This window comes from Streptacidiphilus sp. P02-A3a (genome assembly GCF_014084105.1).
In the GTDB taxonomy this organism is placed as follows: domain Bacteria; phylum Actinomycetota; class Actinomycetes; order Streptomycetales; family Streptomycetaceae; genus Streptacidiphilus.
Genome location: NZ_CP048289.1, coordinates 3,164,442 through 3,180,626, shown reverse-complemented (window position 1 = coordinate 3,180,626; position 16,185 = coordinate 3,164,442). Strand labels below are relative to the sequence as shown.

The 16,185-nt window shown below is 72.3% G+C and carries 13 protein-coding genes; 5 read left to right on the top strand and 8 right to left on the bottom strand.

What is annotated here, in order from left to right; translation table 11 throughout:
* Positions 1–42: 42 nt before the first annotated feature.
* The 5 genes from GXP74_RS14455 (at position 43) to GXP74_RS14435 (ending at position 5,387) form a co-directional block, all read left to right on the top strand.
* On the top strand, positions 43–1,254 hold the full coding sequence (locus GXP74_RS14455) for an acyl-CoA dehydrogenase family protein (RefSeq protein ID WP_182451892.1): 1,212 nt from the start codon (positions 43–45) through the stop codon (positions 1,252–1,254).
* A gap of 26 nt (positions 1,255–1,280) precedes the next feature.
* Positions 1,281–2,438 (top strand): acyl-CoA dehydrogenase family protein, encoded by a 1,158-nt coding sequence (locus GXP74_RS14450; RefSeq protein WP_182451891.1) that lies wholly within the window; start codon positions 1,281–1,283, stop codon positions 2,436–2,438.
* Positions 2,435–3,211: an SDR family oxidoreductase gene (locus GXP74_RS14445; protein WP_182451890.1), complete on the top strand. Its 777-nt coding sequence runs from the start codon at positions 2,435–2,437 to the stop codon at positions 3,209–3,211. Before GXP74_RS14450 ends, GXP74_RS14445 begins: the two co-directional genes overlap by 4 nt.
* Positions 3,212–3,571: 360 nt before the next feature.
* Positions 3,572–4,597 (top strand): phosphatase PAP2 family protein, encoded by a 1,026-nt coding sequence (locus GXP74_RS40300; RefSeq protein ID WP_370468420.1) that lies wholly within the window; start codon positions 3,572–3,574, stop codon positions 4,595–4,597.
* Between the two features lie 415 nt (positions 4,598–5,012).
* The gene (locus tag GXP74_RS14435) at positions 5,013–5,387 is read left to right on the top strand and encodes a hypothetical protein (protein WP_182451889.1); all 375 of its coding nucleotides are present in this window, start codon (positions 5,013–5,015) and stop codon (positions 5,385–5,387) included.
* Between the two features lie 49 nt (positions 5,388–5,436).
* On the opposite strand, the gene GXP74_RS14430 is transcribed toward GXP74_RS14435, so the two are convergent.
* The 8 genes from GXP74_RS14430 to hpnD all read right to left on the bottom strand — a co-directional run bounded on the left by GXP74_RS14430 (position 5,437) and on the right by hpnD (position 16,181).
* Positions 5,437–6,864, bottom strand: coding sequence for an aspartate aminotransferase family protein (locus GXP74_RS14430; protein WP_182456434.1), 1,428 nt, complete (start codon positions 6,862–6,864; stop codon positions 5,437–5,439).
* A gap of 2 nt (positions 6,865–6,866) precedes the next feature.
* Positions 6,867–8,819 carry a 1-deoxy-D-xylulose-5-phosphate synthase gene (dxs, locus tag GXP74_RS14425; protein ID WP_182451888.1) on the bottom strand — a complete coding sequence of 651 codons (1,953 nt, stop codon included), beginning with the start codon at positions 8,817–8,819 and terminating at the stop codon, positions 6,867–6,869.
* A gap of 78 nt (positions 8,820–8,897) precedes the next feature.
* Complete coding sequence (gene ispG / locus GXP74_RS14420) at positions 8,898–10,055, bottom strand: flavodoxin-dependent (E)-4-hydroxy-3-methylbut-2-enyl-diphosphate synthase (protein WP_182451887.1); 1,158 nt, start codon at positions 10,053–10,055, stop codon at positions 8,898–8,900.
* A gap of 47 nt (positions 10,056–10,102) precedes the next feature.
* Positions 10,103–10,702, bottom strand: a complete 600-nt coding sequence (locus GXP74_RS14415) for a 1-hydroxy-2-methyl-2-butenyl 4-diphosphate reductase (RefSeq protein ID WP_182451886.1) — start codon at positions 10,700–10,702, stop codon at positions 10,103–10,105.
* Positions 10,699–12,681, bottom strand: a complete 1,983-nt coding sequence (shc, locus tag GXP74_RS14410) for a squalene--hopene cyclase (protein ID WP_182451885.1) — start codon at positions 12,679–12,681, stop codon at positions 10,699–10,701. Before shc ends, GXP74_RS14415 begins: the two co-directional genes overlap by 4 nt.
* Before the next feature lie 4 nt (positions 12,682–12,685).
* Complete coding sequence (locus GXP74_RS14405) at positions 12,686–13,810, bottom strand: polyprenyl synthetase family protein (protein ID WP_182451884.1); 1,125 nt, start codon at positions 13,808–13,810, stop codon at positions 12,686–12,688.
* Between the two features lie 30 nt (positions 13,811–13,840).
* Positions 13,841–15,208 carry a hydroxysqualene dehydroxylase HpnE gene (gene hpnE / locus GXP74_RS14400; protein WP_182451883.1) on the bottom strand — a complete coding sequence of 456 codons (1,368 nt, stop codon included), beginning with the start codon at positions 15,206–15,208 and terminating at the stop codon, positions 13,841–13,843.
* A gap of 85 nt (positions 15,209–15,293) precedes the next feature.
* Positions 15,294–16,181: a presqualene diphosphate synthase HpnD gene (gene hpnD / locus GXP74_RS14395; protein ID WP_182451882.1), complete on the bottom strand. Its 888-nt coding sequence runs from the start codon at positions 16,179–16,181 to the stop codon at positions 15,294–15,296.
* Between the last annotated feature and the right edge of the window lie 4 nt (positions 16,182–16,185).

The following is a 16,185-nucleotide window of genomic DNA, read 5'->3' as shown; positions in this document are numbered from 1 at the left end:
CCGCGCCTGCTCGCCCCCATCTCACCGTCGAGAGGGCATCGGATGAGCACGGCACCACCCGCCGGAACTCCCACCGGCACCCCGGAGTACCTGCGTGCGGCCGTCCAGCGGTTGCTGGCCGCACACGACCCGGCGCACACCCCCGCCGCCGAGTTCCTCGGCGCGCGCTACGACGCCGGACTCGCCTGGATCCACTTCCCGGTCGGCTCCGGCGGCCTCGGCGCGCCACGCGCGCTGCAACAGCTGGTCAACGACGAGTTCACCGCCGCCGGAGCCCCGGTGCTGGACTCCGGACGCCACGGCATCGGCCTCGGCATGGCCGCGCCGACCCTGCTCGCCTTCGGCGACGAGGAGATCCGCCGCCGCTTCCTGCGCCCGCTGTGGACCGGCGAGGAGGTGTGGTGCCAGCTGTTCAGCGAGCCCGGCGCCGGATCCGACCTCGCCGCGCTCGCCACCCGCGCGGTCCGCGACGGCGACCACTGGGTCGTCGACGGACAGAAGGTGTGGACCTCGCTGGCGCACGAGGCGCAGTGGGCGATCCTGGTCACCCGCACCGACCCGAACGTGCCCAAGCACCGGGGCATGACCTACTTCATCTGCGACATGACCGCGCCCGGAGTGGAGGTCAGGCCGCTGCGCCAGGCCACCGGCGAGGCCGAGTTCAACGAGGTCTTCCTGACCGGGGTGCGCATCCCCGACGCCCACCGACTGGGTGCGGTCGGCGACGGCTGGCGGGTGGCCACCACCACGCTGATGAACGAGCGGGTCGCCATCGGCGGCCACGCCGAGCCGCGCGAGGGCGGGCTGATCGGCCTGCTCGCCGGGACCTGGCGGGAGCGGCCGGAGCTGCGCACCCCCGGCCTGCACGACGCGCTGCTGCGGCTGTGGGTGGACGCCGAGGCCGCGCGGCTGACCGGGGAGCGGCTGCGGCAGCAGCTGGCCGCCGGGCAGCCGGGCCCCGAGGGCTCGGCCGCCAAGCTCGCCTTCGCCCGGCTGAACCAGCAGATCTCCGGCCTGGAGCTGGAGCTGCTGGGTGAGGAGGGGCTGCTCTACGACGACTGGACGTTCCGCCGCCCGGCGTCGCCGTCGATGCTCCAGGGCACCCCCGGTTACCGCTACCTGCGGGCCAAGGGCAACTCGATCGAGGGCGGCACCTCGGAGATCCTGCGCGGCATCATCGCCGAGCGGGTGCTCGGGCTGCCCCAGGAGATCCGGGTCGACAAGGACGTCGCGTGGAAGGACCTGCCCCGATGAGCGATGTCCCGATGAGCGATGTCCCGATGAGCACAGGGCGAGGCCCGGGCGGAACCGGGCAGCGGCAGCCGCCCGACCTGGGGTACTCCGAGGTCGAGCAGGAGCTGCGGGCGAACGTCCGGGCACTGGTCGCCGCCCGCTCGCCGCAGTCGGCGGTGCTGGCCAGGACCGAGAGCGCGGAGCCGGTGGACACCGGCCTGTGGCGGGCGCTTGGCGCCGAGCTGGGGGTGACCGGGCTGGCCGTGCCCGAGCACCTCGGCGGCGCGGGCGCGGGCTGGCGGGAGACCGCCGTGGTGCTGGAGGAGCTGGGCCGGGCCACCGCGGCCGTCCCGTACCTCGGCAGCTGCGTGCTGGCCACGGCCGCGCTGCTGGCCGTCGGCGACACCGAGCTGCTGCCGGGGGTGGCCTCCGGCGAGCGGGTGGCGGCCCTGGCGGTGCCCTTCGCCACCGCCCCCGGCGCGGCCTTCCCGGTCGGCGTGACCGCGACCGGGGACGGGCTGCTGCGCGGCGCCGTCGGCCGGGTCGCCGACGCGCTGACCGCCGACGTGCTGCTGGTCCCGGCGCTGACCGCCGAGGGCTCCCCCGGGCTGTGGGCGGTGCGGGGCGCGGCGGTCGATCCGCTGGTGTCGCTGGACATGACCCGGCCGCTGGCCGACCTGCGGTTCGACGGCGTGCCCGGGCGGCTGCTGGCGCGGGGACCGGACGCGCTCGCGGCCCTGGACGCCGCGCTGACCACCGGTGCGGCGCTGCTCGCGGCGGAGCAGCTGGGCGTCGCCGAGTGGGCCCTGGAGACCACCCTCGGCTATGTGCGGACCCGGCACCAGTTCGGCCGCCCGGTGGGTTCGTTCCAGGCGGTCAAGCACCGGCTGGCGGACCTCTGGGTGGCGGTCACCCAGCTGCGGGCGGTCGCCCGCTACGCGGCGGACACGGTGGCCACCGGCTCCCCGGACGCCCCGGTCGCGGCCTCGGTGGCGCAGGCCTTCGCCTCGCAGGTGGCGGTGACCGCCGCCGAGGAGGCGGTGCAGCTGCACGGCGGCATCGGCTTCACCTGGGAGCACCCCGCACACCTCTACCTCAAGCGGGCCAAGAGCGCGTCGATCGCGCTCGGCACCGCGGACCGGCACCGGGCCCGACTGGCCGGTCTGGTCGACCTTCCCTACCCCGTACAGGAGCAGCAGGCATGACCCAACAGGACAGTGGAGCACCGGACCCGGCCGCCGCGAAGGTCACGCTGGTGACCGGCGCGAGCCGGGGCATCGGTCTGGCCGTGGCGCGGGCGCTGGTCGCCCGGGGCGAGCGGGTGGTGATCACCGGCCGGGACCAGGCGAGCCTGGAGCAGGCGGTGAAGCAGCTCGGCGCGGAGTCGGCGCTGGGCGTCGCCGGGAAGAGCCACGACGAGGCGCACCGGGCGGAGACGGTGGAGCGCGCGCTGGAGCACTTCGGCCGGATCGACGCGCTGGTGAACAACGTCGGGACGAACCCGGTGTTCGGCTCGATGCTGGAGCTGGACCTGTCGACGGCCCGCAAGATCCTCGACATCAACCTGGTCTCCACGCTGGGCTGGGTGCAGCTGGTGCACCGGGCGGCGCTGGCCGAGCACGGCGGGGTGATCGTCAACGTCTCCTCGGTGGGCGGGCTCGGCCCGGCGCCGGGGATCGGCATGTACGGGGCGAGCAAGGCGGCGCTGATCCAGCTGACCCAGCAGCTGGCGTACGAGCTCGCGCCCTCGGTGCGGGTGAACGCGGTGGCTCCGGCGGTGGTCCGGACGAAGTTCGCCGAGGCGCTGTTCGCCGGGCACGAGGAGCAGGTCGCCCAGGCCTACCCGCTGAAGCGGCTGGGCGTGCCGGAGGACGTCGGTTCGGCGGTGGCCTTCCTGCTCTCGGACGAGGCGTCCTGGATCACCGGACAGACACTGGTACTTGACGGCGGAGTGACGCTCAACAGCGGGATCGGCTGAGCCGTTTATACGGGTAATTGAATACTCCTGCAAGTGTGCAATGGTCGGCCGGTTATTGACCAGCCGATTCGGGGGCCACTCGACGGGATATTCGAATAATCCTCCGACGGACAGCTCTCATGGAATTCTTACCCCACGTCGGATTCGGGCAAGCCATGACAAGTACCCGCAATACGGCCAGCCAGGGGCCTGCCCGGACCCGATGGGGACATCCGCCTACACAGATCCGACGCAATTACAAACCGACCCGGGAGGCATGAACAGTACTTATATCGAACTTACAATCAGCCAGGTCACATCGTCATTACGAATGCATCCTGAGTACCGGCCCCATCGGGGCCACCCTGTAACGTCGAAGGGGTGCGTAACCAGAGGAATGAGGTCGCCCTACTAGAGCGTCCGCAGACGACAGGGACGAAGTGGCCGAGCGAGGCGGACCTCCGCTGGCCACCGCTCAGCCGCGTCCACAAGCTCCTCATCGCCTCGACGGCGGCCTTCTATCTCGCGGTGGTCCTGGCCGTCCTCACCAGCTCCCGACTGGTCGCGCTCGACTGGTGGGTGATGATGTTCAAGCCGTACGAGCACTGGCCGGCCTTCGAGCAGTTCCTGAACGTCTACGTGATCGCGGGCCAGCGCGGCCCCTCCTCGATCGTGGTCGGGGTCTGGCTGGCCTGGCGCTGCCTGCGGCTGCGCAGCTGGCGTCCGCTGCTGGTGATGGGCGTGGCGCTGGTCCTGCTGAACATGTCGGTGGGCGCGGTCAAGATCGGCATGGGACGGCTCGGCCCGCACTACGCACACGTCGCGGGCTCCAACGAACTCTTCCTCGGCGGCGGCATATTCCCCTCCGGCCACACCGCGAACGCGGTCGTGACCTGGGGAATCGTCGCGTACTGCGCCGTCGGGCACCGCCGCCTGGGCGCCTTCCTCGCGGGTTTCATGGGCATCAGCGTCGGGCTGACCACCCTCTACCTGGGCACGCACTGGGTCAGCGACGTGCTGGCGGGCTGGGCGGCCGGGGCGCTGGTACTGCTGGGGCTGCCGCTGTTCGAGCCGGTGATCGAGAGCGCGGACGCCCGGCTGCGCGCCGCCTGGGCGCTGCGGCTGGGCCCGTTCGGGTGGTTCCGCAAGGGCACCGACCCGGCCTGGGCCCCCGGGCACAGCGGGCAGCGGACCCCCGCGAAGGGTTCCGTGACGGGCCCGTCGAAGGGCTCGGCGAAGGGCTCGGCGACGGTTTCCGCGAAGGGCCCGGCGCTGCCGATCCCGAGCCCGGCGAGCGCCTCCGGCGCGACCCGGAGCGCGTCCGTCGGCGGGGCGACCGCGCTGCCGCGGGCCGCCCGGGGAGCCGCCGGAAGGCCCGCGAACAAGGGCCCCAGGCTCATCGGCTGAGCTGTAACCTTCCTCACGTTTGAAAGCAGATCATCTCGTCCGCCGACGTCGGCCGAATCCCGCTGCCGGTCGCCCGGGAGGCTGGATCCCGCCCCCGCACCGCGCCGTTGCCCGCGATTGCGAAGCCGGTTACCCGCAAACGACCATGGGAAACCCCCCGGTACCGGTACCGGCGGCATTGCCCGACGATCGTTGACGCCGCTATAAGGCGGCTCTCATCCTGCGACCGGCACTCCCCCGGCCATGCTTCGATCATCAAGCAGTCAATTTTGATCACGTGACAATAGCCCACAGTCACGCATTGATCACTTCGGCGCAAGTGGACTGCCGTGCCGTCCCCGGAACCTACTGTCGGCAGCACTGCCGCGGTCGCGTTGGGCGCCCGCTGCCGGATCCGGTTCGAGAGGACGCCCGCATGGCAAACCTGGAGACTGCGCTCAAGGAGACGATGGCGATCGAGGGGGCGCTCGGGGTCGCCCTGGTGGACTACAGCAGCGGCCTGGCCCTGGGCACCCTGGGCGCCACCAACGAGCTGGACCTCAACGTCGCCGCCGCCGGGAACACCGACGTGGTCCGCGCCAAGATGCGGACCCTGGAGATGCTCAACCTCCACAACGAGACCATCGAGGACATCCTGATCAGCCTCACCAGCCAGTACCACCTGATCCGACCGCTGACCCACCACACCAGCAAGGGGATCTTCATCTACCTGGTGCTGGACCGGCAGCGCTCCAACCTGGCCCTGGCCCGGCACCAGATCCGCCGGATCGAGGAGCACCTGGAGATCTGACCCGGCCGTCGGCGGCCGACCGCGCTCCGGGCGGTCGGCCGACGGCGGGTCAGCGGTTGGCGACCGCCTGCTTGATCAGGGTCTTGCCGAAGTCGCGCATCAGTCCGGTGCCGCTGTGCGCCTCGTCCATGATGTCGACGAAGGCGTCCACGAAGCGGTCCACCTCGGCCTCGCCGATGGTGAGCGGCGGGATCAGCTTGATCACCTCCAGGTGGTCACCGGAGACCTGGGTGAGGATCCGGTGCCGCTGCATCAGCGGCACCACCACCATCTGCGCGAACAGGCCCTTGCGGGCGGCCTGGAGCGCGGCCCAGCCGGTGCGCAGCTTCAGCGACTGCGGGCGGCCGAACTCGATGCCGATCATCAGCCCCCGGCCGCGCACGTCGGCCAGCATCTCGTACTTGGGCTTGAGCTCGGCCAGCCGCTCCCGGAACAGGTCGCCCACCCGGCGGGCGTTCGCCACCACCTGCTCGTCCTCCATGACGTGCAGCGTGGCCAGGCCCGCCGCCATGGCCTGGGCGTTGGAGCCGAAGCTGGCCGAGTGCACCAGCACCCGGTCCATCGAGGAGTAGACCTTCTCGAAGATCCACGCCTTGCCCAGGGTCGCCCCGACCGGGACGTAGCCACCGGACAGCGCCTTGGCCGCGCAGACCAGGTCGGGCTCCACGCCCGCCTCGTGCTGGTAGGCGAAGAAGTCGCCGGTGCGGCCGATACCGGTCTGCACCTCGTCCACGATCAGCAGTGCCTTGTGCCGGTGCAGCAGCTCCTGCGCGGCCCGCAGGTAGCCGGGGGGCGCGGCCAGCACGCCCTTGCCCTGGATCGGCTCGACGATCAGCGCGGCCACGTCGCCGCGCTTCAGCTCGCGCTCCAGCGCCGCCAGGTCGCCCAGCGGGACGGCGGTGTCCGGCAGCATCGGGCCGAAGCCCTCCTTGAAGCCGCCTTCGCCGTTGACCGAGAGCGAGCCGGTGGTCAGCCCGTGGAAGGCGTGGCCGCAGTAGAGGATCCTGCCCTTGCCGGTGGCGTAGCGGGCGAACTTCAGCGCCGTCTCGACCGCCTCGGTGCCGCTGTTGCCGAAGAACACCCGGTCCAGGTGCGGGGTGTACGAGAGCAGCTTCTCGGCGAGCAGCCCGGGCAGCGGCTGGCAGTCGAAGCGGGTGAGGTCGGCCAGCTCCAGGTCCATCACCTGGTGCAGCGCCTGCCGCACCACCGGGTGGTGCCGACCGAGGGCGAAGATGCCGAACCCGGCCAGCATGTCGAGGTAGTCGTTGCCCTCGGCGTCGTAGAAGTACGCCCCCTGGGCGCGCTCGTACACCTTGTCGAAGCCGATGGTGTGCAGCATCCGCGGCAGCTGGTGGTTCAGGTACTGGCTGTGCAGCTGGTAGCGCTCCGCGCCGCGCTCGGCGAGCAGGGCCTCCAGGTCGAAGCCGCCCCCGGCGGCGGCGCCGCCGGACGTCTCGGTGGTGCCGGTCGTGTCGATGGTCACGCTGGTTCCCCTCCTCCGAAGCCGCTGTGCACGGCTGCCGCCTGATCGCCTCCCGGTCGGCCCGCCCCGGCGGCCTTGGCGAAGCCGGCGCACAGGGCCGCGATGCCGGGGCCGGTCAGGCCGAGTTCGTCCAGGATCTCACTGCGGGAGGCATGATCCAGGAACTCCTGCGGAATGCCGAGCTCGCGCGTCGGAACGTCGACCTCGGCGTCCCGCAGCGCCTGGGCGACGGCCGCGCCGACGCCGCCGACCCGGCCGTTGTCCTCGACGGTGACCACCATCCGGTGCCCGGCCGCCAGTTCGGTCAGCGCGGCCGGGACCGGCTTGACCCAGCGCGGGTCGACCACGGTCGCGGTCAGGCCGTGCGCGGTGAGCAGCGCGGCGGCGTCCAGGCAGGCCGGGGCCATCGTGCCGACGGCGACCAGCAGCAGGTCGGGGGCGCGGTCGGGCTCGCCGGTGCGCAGCAGCACGTCGACGCCGCCGATGCGCTCCACCGCCGGGATCGGCGGGCCGACCACGGCCTTCGGGTAGCGCAGCACCGTCGGCGCGTCGGTGACCTCCAGCGCCTCCGCGAGCTGGGCGCGGAGCTGGTCGGCGTCGCGCGGGGCGGCCAGCCGCAGTCCGGGGACGACCTGCAGGATCGACATGTCCCACATGCCGTTGTGGCTGGCGCCGTCGGTCCCGGTGATCCCGGCCCGGTCGAGCACGAAGGTGACGCCGCAGCGGTGCAGCGCGACGTCCATCAGCACCTGGTCGAAGGCCCGGTTCAGGAAGGTCGCGTAGACCACGAACACCGGGTGCAGCCCGCCGGTGGCCATCCCGGCCGCGCTGACCGCGGCGTGCTGCTCGGCAATGCCGACGTCGAAGAACCGGTCGGGGAACTCCCGGGCGAACTTGGTCAGGCCGAGCGGGGCGCCCATGGCGGCGGTGATGGCGACCAGCTCCGGCCGCCGACGGGCGAGCTCGACCAGTTCGTTGCCGAGCACCGAGGTCCAGGAGGTGCCCCCGGCCGGGGTCAGCGGTTCGCAGGTGACCGGGTCGATCGCGCCGACCTGGTGGAAGTGGTCGGCCTCGTCGAGTTCGGCGGGACGGTAGCCCCGGCCCTTCTCGGTGAGGCAGTGCACGATGACCGGGCCGCCGAAGCCCCTGGCCCGGCGCAGCGCCGACTCGACGGCCTGTTCGTCGTGGCCGTCGATCGGGCCGACGTACTTCAGTCCGAGGTCCTCGAACATGCCCTGCGGGGCGAAGGTGTCCTTGAAGCCCTTCTTCGCGCCGTGCAGCGCCTCGTACAGCGGCCCGCCGAGGCCGGGGGTCCGCTGCAGCGCCTCCTTGCCCCAGGACAGGAAGCGCTCGTAGCCCTGGGTGGTGCGCAGCGTCGCCAGGTGGTTGGCCAGGCCGCCGATGGTGGGGGCGTACGAGCGCTCGTTGTCGTTGACCACGATGATCACCGGGCGGTCCTTGGCCTCGGCGATGTTGTTCAGCGCCTCCCAGGCCATACCGCCGGTGAGCGCGCCGTCACCGATGACCGCCACCACGTGCCGGTCCCGCAGGCCGCGGATCTCGTTGGCCTTGGCCAGGCCGTCGGCGTAGCCGAGGACGGTGGAGGCGTGCGAGTTCTCGATCACGTCGTGCTCGGACTCGGCCCGCGACGGGTAGCCGGACAGGCCGCCGCGCGACTTGAGCCGGCTGAAGTCCTGGCGGCCGGTGAGCAGCTTGTGCACGTAGCTCTGGTGACCGGTGTCGAAGAGGATCCGGTCCCTCGGCGAGTCGAACACCCGGTGCAGCGCGATGGTCAGCTCGACCACGCCCAGGTTCGGCCCGAGGTGGCCGCCGGTCCGGGTGACCGCCTCGATCAGGAAGTCTCGGATCTCCTCGGCGAGCCGGGGCAACTGGTCGGCGGGGAGCTCGCGCAGCCCGGCCGGGTCTTGGATGGACTCCAGCAAAGACATGGATCACCTTCGTTCACAGGGGCGGCTGGTGGGGTGCTGTCCTGGCAGCGGTGCCGCGGGCTCAGCCGTGAGGTGGGGTCAGCGGACGTCGACGGTCGGGGCGCCGGGCTCCGCGCCGGATGCCTGAATCGTTTCTGCCAGCTTCAGGGCCTCCTCGATCAGGGTCTCCACGATCTTCGACTCCGGCACCGTCTTGATCACCTCGCCCTTGACGAAGATCTGACCCTTGCCGTTGCCCGACGCCACCCCCAGGTCGGCCTCCCGCGCCTCCCCCGGACCGTTCACCACACACCCCATCACCGCCACCCGCAACGGCACCTCCATCCCCTCAAGCCCCGCGGTGACCTCCTCCGCCAGCTTGTACACATCCACCTGCGCCCGCCCGCACGACGGGCACGACACGATCTCCAGACCCCGCTGCCGCAGGTTCAACGACTCCAGGATCTGGTTCCCCACCTTGATCTCCTCCGCCGGCGGCGCCGACAACGAGACCCGGATCGTGTCCCCGATCCCCTCCGCCAGCAACGCCCCGAACGCCACCGCCGACTTGATCGTCCCCTGGAACGCCGGACCCGCCTCGGTCACCCCCAGGTGCAACGGGTAGTCACACGACGCCGCCAGCAACCGGTACGCCGCGATCATCACCACCGGGTCGTTGTGCTTCACCGAGATCTTGATGTCCCGGAACCCGTGCTCCTCGAACAACGAGCACTCCCACAGCGCCGACTCCACCAACGCCTCCGGCGTGGCCCTGCCGTACTTCTCCAGCAGCCGCCGGTCCAACGAACCCGCGTTCACCCCGATCCGGATCGGCACCCCGGCGTCCCCCGCCGCCTTCGCGATCTCCTTGACCTTGTCGTCGAACTGCCGGATGTTCCCCGGGTTCACCCGCACCGCCGCGCACCCCGCGTCGATCGCCGCGAACACGTACTTCGGCTGGAAGTGGATGTCCGCGATCACCGGGATCTGCGACTTGCGCGCGATCGTCGCCAACGCGTCCGCGTCGTCCTGCGAGGGACACGCCACCCGCACGATCTGGCAACCCGACGCCGTCAGCTCCGCGATCTGCTGCAACGTCGCGTTCACATCCGAGGTCAACGTCGTGGTCATCGACTGCACCGACACCGGCGCGTCACCACCCACCGGCACCGAACCGACCATGATCTGACGGCTCTTGCGCCGCACGGCGAGCGGCCTGAGCGGGGTGGACGGCATTCCCAGCGAGATCGCGGTCATGACGGGCACCGGTCCTTTCCGAGAGCGGGGTGCGGAGGTTCAGAGGTTCAGGGACGCCAGCCGGCGAGCACGGGGGCGGCGGCGCGCAGGACCCGCCAGGCCCGCACGCCGTGGACCAGCGTGCCGGGGCGCAGCAGCTCCCGTTCCGGGGTGTCGACGATGACGCGGACGGCCGCCACCGGGACCCCCGGGGGCAGCGCCCGCAGGGCGGCGGCGGTCTCCATGTCCACGCACAGGACACCGTCGGTGTGCAGGGCGGTTCGTTGCTCCCCCCGGACGATCCGGTCGGCCGTGTACAGCGGACCGCTGTGGACGCCGAGGCCGGAGCGGACCAGGGCGTCGGCGAGTTGGCGGCCGCCCGGCAGCCCGACCGGCTCGCCCAGCGTATCGCGCACCTCGGTCGCGACCACGAGGTCTCCGGAACAGGGGCCGGGACCGACCGCCGCCCCGAAGCCCGCGTACAGGAATGCGCGGGGGGCGTACGCCCCCTGGCGCAGCGCCGCGCTGACGGAGTGTCCGGCGCGGCGCGCGCCCATGCCGGTGCGCAGCAGCCGGACGCCGGGCAGCCGTCCGGCAGGCCGCAGCGCCCACTGCTCGGCGCCCAGCGCGCAGGCGAGCAGCAGCGGGCCCTGCGGCTCGGCGGTCATCCCCCGGACCGCCCGAGGTAGCGGCCCAGCGCGGTGACCGGGAAGACCAGCCGGTAGAGGTTGTAGTTGATGGAGAAGTCCCACGGGAAGCCGGTCCCGGTGAACTCCGGCTCGTCCCAGGTGCCCTCGGGCAGCTGGGTCGCGGCGAGCCAGCGCACGCCCCGGTCCACGGCCGCGCCGCGCTCCCCCGCCGCCAGCAGCGCCATCAGCGCCCAGGCGGTCTGCGAGGCGGTGGAGGTCCCCCGCCCGGCCCAGCTGCGGTCGGTGTAGGAGCGCATGTCCTCGCCCCAGCCGCCGTCGGCGTTCTGGTGCCGTTCCAGCCAGCGCACCGCGCGCCGGACCGCCGGGTGCGAGTCCGGGATCCCGGCCTCGGCCAGCGCGGGCAGCACCGAGCCCACGCCGTAGATGTAGTTGGTGCCCCAGCGGCCGAACCAGGAGCCGTCCTCCTCCTGCTCGCGCAGCAGCCACTCGATGCCCCGGCGGATCCTCGGGTCGTTGGCCATGCCCGCCCCGGCGGCCATCTCCACCACGTGCGCGGTGACGTCGGCCGACGGCGGGTCGATCACCTCGCCGAAGTCGCAGAACGGCAGCTTGTTCGGCAGGGTGCTGGTGTTGTCGACGTCGAAGGCGGCCCAGGCGCCGTTCTTGGACTGCATGCCGAGCGTCCACTCGATGCCGCGCCGGACGGCGGCGTCGATCCGGCCCGGGTCGGGGTGCTTGATCCGGCGCAGCGACAGCACCACCTCGGCGGTGTCGTCGATGTCCGGGTAGTTGTCGTTGTCGAACTCGAAGGCCCAGCCCCCGGCCCCGAGCTTGGGCCGCTGCACGGCCCAGTCGCCGCGCTTGGTGATCTCCTCGTCGAGCATCCAGTCGGCGGCCCGGACCAGCGCCGGGTGGTCCCGGGGCAGACCGGCGTCGCTGAGCGCGATGGCCGCCAGGCAGGTGTCCCAGACCGGGGACTGACAGGCCTCGATCCAGCGGTGGCCCTCGTCGGTGTGCACGGTGAAGTTGTCGAAGGCCGCCAGGCCGGCCTTCATCACCGGGTGGTCGAGCTCGTAGCCGAGCAGGTGCAGGGCGATCAGCGAGTACACGGCCGGCGGCTGGATGCCGCCCCAGCAGCCGTCGGCCTCCTGCCGGTCGATGATCCAGCGGGCGGCCTGCTGTAGCGCGTTGCGCCGCAGCGGCCGGACCGGGAGCCGGTGGTAGAGGTGCAGCAGCCGGTCCAGCCGCTCGAACACGCCGTCCCAGGTGTAGGGGGCGGCGAACGGCCGGGTGGGGAACGGGTCGTCCGGGTTCGTGTGCAGCTCGGTGAGGTCGAACGGCGCCTCGCGGACCGGCCGGTGGGCCGAGACCACGGTCAGCGGGACGATGGTCTGCCGGGCCCAGCAGCCGAACGAGTAGATGTTCAGCGGCACTTGGCGGGGCAGCAAGATGATCTCCGGCGGGAGCTCCGGCAGCCGGTCCCAGGGCCACCAGCCGAACAGCGCCAGCCAGATCCGGGTGAACACCCGGGAGGCGGCGATCCCGCCGTGTTCGCGGACGTAGCCGGCGGCCCGCCGCATGTGCGGGGCCTGCGGGTCGTCACCGGCCAGCTTCAGCGCGACGTACGCCTCGACGGTGGCGGACAGCTCCGGCGGGCCGCCGTAGAAGGTGGCCCAGGTGCCGTCCGGCTGCTGCTGCGAGCGGATCCAGTCCCCGGTGGCGCGGGTCTGCTCCTCGGTGCGGATGCCCAGGAACTGGCGCAGCAGCAGATCCTCGGCATCCATGGTGACGTTGGTCTCCAGGTTGCCCTTCCACCAACCGGCGTCGTCCTGTAGTCCGAGCAGATGGTCGACGGCCCGCTCAAGTGTTCTGGCGGCTAGGTCGGCGGTCGTTGTCGCTGAGGCGGGATTGTCCCTCTCAGCCTCCTCAGTGGTGCTCTCCGCGGCGGGCTCAGGATCGTACTGTGGGTCGAGCCTGCCGTCCGCGGTTGCTGTCATTGCGTCACCTCTCCCTGACCACGACGAATTCGGCGAGCGCGGCGAACTGGTCCCTCACTCCGACGGGCATCGGCACCTCGTCCAGCGCTGCCAGCGCCGTCTTGTGCTGCCGTCGTGCCTCGTCGGCGGTCCAGCCCCGGCCGCCCGCTTCTTCGATCAAAGCCGCGCGGACCGCGAGTTGTTCCTCATCCTCGTGTCCTCGGCCCTCCGGATCGGCCAGCAGCTCCGCCAAGCGCCGCGAGGCGGCGTTGTCGGCGGCCAGCGCGGCGGCGACCGGCAGCGACTTCTTGCGCTGCCGCAGGTCGCCGAAGTTCGGCTTGCCGGTGACCTCCGTCGCGCCCCAGATCCCGAGCAGGTCGTCCACCGCCTGGAAGGCCAGGCCCAGGTGGTAGCCGTAGCGCTCCAGGGCGTCCGCCGAGGCGTCGTCGATACCGGCCAGCACCGCGCCGACCGAGGCCGAGGCGGCGAGCAGGGCGCCGGTCTTGTTGCCCTCCATCTCCAGGCACTCGGCGACGGTGACCCGGTCGCGGTGCTCGAAGGAGAGGTCCTGGGCCTGACCGTCGATCAGCTTGCGGGTGGCCAGGGTCAGCCGCTGGACCGCGCGGCCGGCGTCCACGCCGGTGGTGGTGCCCAGGTCGGCGGCCTCCAGCAGCACCTCGTTGGCCAGCGCGAACATGGCGTCGCCGACCAGGATCGCCTGGGCCGGACCGAACACCGTCCACACCGTGGCCCGGTGCCGGCGCTGCTCGTCACCGTCCATCAGGTCGTCGTGCAGCAGCGAGAAGTTGTGCACCAGTTCGACCGCGACACCGCCCGGGATGCCGATCTCCGCCGGTACCCCCGCCGCCTGGGCGGAGAGCAGCGCCAGCGCGGGCCGGACCGCCTTGCCGCCGTCGCCCTCGGTCGGCCTGCCCTCGGCGTCGGTCCAGCCGAAGTGGTACGCGGACACCCGGTCCATCGGCGGGGCCAGCCGGGCCACCGCCTCCCGCAGGACCGGGGTGCACAGCGCTCTGCCACGTTCGAGCAGGGACGAGACGTCCGCCTGGTCGACCGTCTGTGCCTGTTCGGGGCGCGAAACCACGCTGGTTCCCTCTCCGTTGGTCTGCTGGGGTGCTGCTGTCGCTGTCATGTCCCACCTGCCTGCCGTTGCGTCAACACGTCATTGGTCGGCCGCCAGGGCGGCTCGGGCGGCGGCGTTCCCGCTGCGTACGGCGCTTTCCATGGTCGCGGGCCAGCCGGTGGCGGTCCACGAACCGGCCAGGAACACGCCCGGGGTGCGGGTGGCCGCGCCGGGGCGCAGCCGCGCGGACCCGGGGGCGGGCGCGAAGGTCGCGGTGCGCTCCCGGGTCACGAAGAAGTCGGTGACCCGGGCGCCGCGCGCACCGGGCAGCAGGCGCTCCAGCTCGGGCAGGTAGCGCCGCCTCAGCTCGGCGACCGGCAGGTCGATCTCGTCCCGGGCCGCCGACTGGGACAGCGCCAGGTACTGGCCGGGGCCGGTCATCCCGGAGTGCGCGGTGCGGTCGAACACCCACTGCACCGGGGAGCCGAGCGCGGCCAGGAACGGCCGGTCCAGGACCTTCCGGTCGTAGCGCACGTGCACGTTCAGGATCGGCGCGTAGCCGAGCTCCAGCAGCCGCTGCGGCGTAGTCAGGCTGCCGGGCGGCAGCAGCTCGTAGGCGGCGTCCTGGGGCACCGCGAACACCAGCGCGTCGGCCGGGGCCAGCTGCTCCTCGCCGTCGTCCAGCCGCTCGCCCTCGACCAGGACCGTGTGCCGCCCGGACTCGGCCGGCTTGGTGCCGGTGACCCGGGCGCGCAGCAGCACCCGCACGCCGGCCCGCTCCAGCGCGGCCCGCGCCGCGTCGTGGTGCAGCGCCCCCAGCGGCACCTTGGCGAAGCCGATGTCGGCGGCGCCGGGGTCGGACAGCAGGCCGGTCTTGAACACCATCGCCGCCAGCGCCAGCGAGGACTCCCCGGCGACGGCGTTCAGGGTGGCCACGCCGACCAGGTCCCACAGCGCCTCGATGGCGCGGTCGGACTGCCCGTGGCGGGCCAGCCAGTCGCCGAAGGACTCCTGGTCCAGCGCCGGGTCGTCCAGGTCCAGGCCGCGCAGCGCCAGCGCCGCCCGGCCGGTGGCCACCCGCTCGGCCAGGCTCAGGTGCGGGTAGGTCGCCAGGCTCCGGCCCAGGTGCAGCGGCACCGGCAGCGGGTCCCGGCGCAGCGCGCCGTGGCGGCCGGTGGCCAGGTCGTACACCGGGACGTCGAGCCGGGGCTGGATCTCCACCTGGTCGCTGACCCCGAGCCGCTGCAACAGCCCGCGGTAGGCCGTGCAGCAGCGCAGGAAGACGTGCTGGCCGTTGTCGACCCAGAGGTCGCCCCGCCGGAACGAGAAGGCCAGGCCGCCGAGCCGGGGCCGGGCCTCGACCAGGGTGACCGCCGCCCCCGCGTCGGCCAGCCTCAGCGCCGCGGTGATCCCGGCCAGCCCCCCGCCGACCACCACCGCACGGCTGACTGCGGTACGCGTGCTCATACTGCCCTCCCCGAACAGTCACTGCTCCCTGTGGTTCCCCAGCTACCCTCCGCTACAAACGGGTGCGACGGGACAAGCCGCGCGTTCAAGAAGCCCGACCTCCGGCCAGGCCGGAAAGGGCGACGTAGGCCTTCTCCCAGGCGGGGAGGGACATCCGGCCGCGCAGCACCGCCTCGGGCTCGGTGGCGATCCGCTCCAGCAGCCGGCGGTAGATCCCCGACATCGCGGCCACACAGGCCCGGCTGCGCCGGTCCAGCATCGGCAGCAGCAGCAGCCCCTCGTCGAAGTACCCCTGCGCGCGCCTGGCCTCGAACAGGATCAGGCCGCGGAAGTCACCGGTGCCCAGGCCGCCGTCGGCGAAGCCCTCGCAGCCGAAGCGGGCCAGGTCCTCGGCCGGGAGGTAGGTCCGGCCGTTCCCGGCGTCCTCGCGGACGTCCCGCAAGATGTTGGTGAGCTGCAGGCCCAGGCCCAGGGTGTCGGCGTACTCGGCGCCGCGCTTCGGGTCGGTGCAGCCGAAGACACCCAGCGAGAGGCGGCCGATGGTGCCCGCGACGCAGCGGCAGTAGACCCGCAGCTGTTCGAAGGTCTGGTACTCGGTGCCCTTGACGTCCATCTCGACGCCGTCGATCAGCTCGTCGAAGGCGTCCAGCGGGATCGGGAACAGCGCGGCGGTGTGCGCCAGCGCGATCTTCACCGGGTCCGTGTCCTCGGCCTCGACCGTGCCCTCGCGGATCTCGTCCAGCAGCGCCCTGGTCCGCGCCAGGTGCTCGGCCTTGCGTTCGACCGGCCAGTCGCCGTCGCCGATGTCGTCGATCCGGCGGGCCAGCGCGTAGATCGCCGACATCGCCCGGCGCTTCGGCAGCGGCAGCAGCCGGATGCCGTACGAGAAGTTGCGCGCCTGGGCGCCGGTCACCGCCTCGCAGTATGTGTACGCCGCGCTGACCTGCGGGGAAACCCGGGAAACCCCCTCCATTCGC

Bases quoted from the DNA above. Each gene is read 5' to 3' on its own strand.
- dxs (WP_182451888.1), bottom strand. From the start codon at position 8,819: ATGTCTTTGCTGGAGTCCATCCAAGACCCGGCCGGGCTGCGCGAGCTC.
- hpnE (WP_182451883.1), bottom strand. From the start codon at position 15,208: ATGAGCACGCGTACCGCAGTCAGCCGTGCGGTGGTGGTCGGCGGGGGG.
- ispG (WP_182451887.1), bottom strand. From the start codon at position 10,055: ATGACCGCGATCTCGCTGGGAATGCCGTCCACCCCGCTCAGGCCGCTC.
- GXP74_RS14405 (WP_182451884.1), bottom strand. From the start codon at position 13,810: ATGACAGCGACAGCAGCACCCCAGCAGACCAACGGAGAGGGAACCAGC.
- GXP74_RS14455 (WP_182451892.1), top strand. From the start codon at position 43: ATGAGCACGGCACCACCCGCCGGAACTCCCACCGGCACCCCGGAGTAC.
- shc (WP_182451885.1), bottom strand. From the start codon at position 12,681: ATGACAGCAACCGCGGACGGCAGGCTCGACCCACAGTACGATCCTGAG.
- GXP74_RS14415 (WP_182451886.1), bottom strand. From the start codon at position 10,702: ATGACCGCCGAGCCGCAGGGCCCGCTGCTGCTCGCCTGCGCGCTGGGC.
- GXP74_RS14445 (WP_182451890.1), top strand. From the start codon at position 2,435: ATGACCCAACAGGACAGTGGAGCACCGGACCCGGCCGCCGCGAAGGTC.
- GXP74_RS14450 (WP_182451891.1), top strand. From the start codon at position 1,281: ATGAGCACAGGGCGAGGCCCGGGCGGAACCGGGCAGCGGCAGCCGCCC.
- GXP74_RS14435 (WP_182451889.1), top strand. From the start codon at position 5,013: ATGGCAAACCTGGAGACTGCGCTCAAGGAGACGATGGCGATCGAGGGG.
- hpnD (WP_182451882.1), bottom strand. From the start codon at position 16,181: ATGGAGGGGGTTTCCCGGGTTTCCCCGCAGGTCAGCGCGGCGTACACA.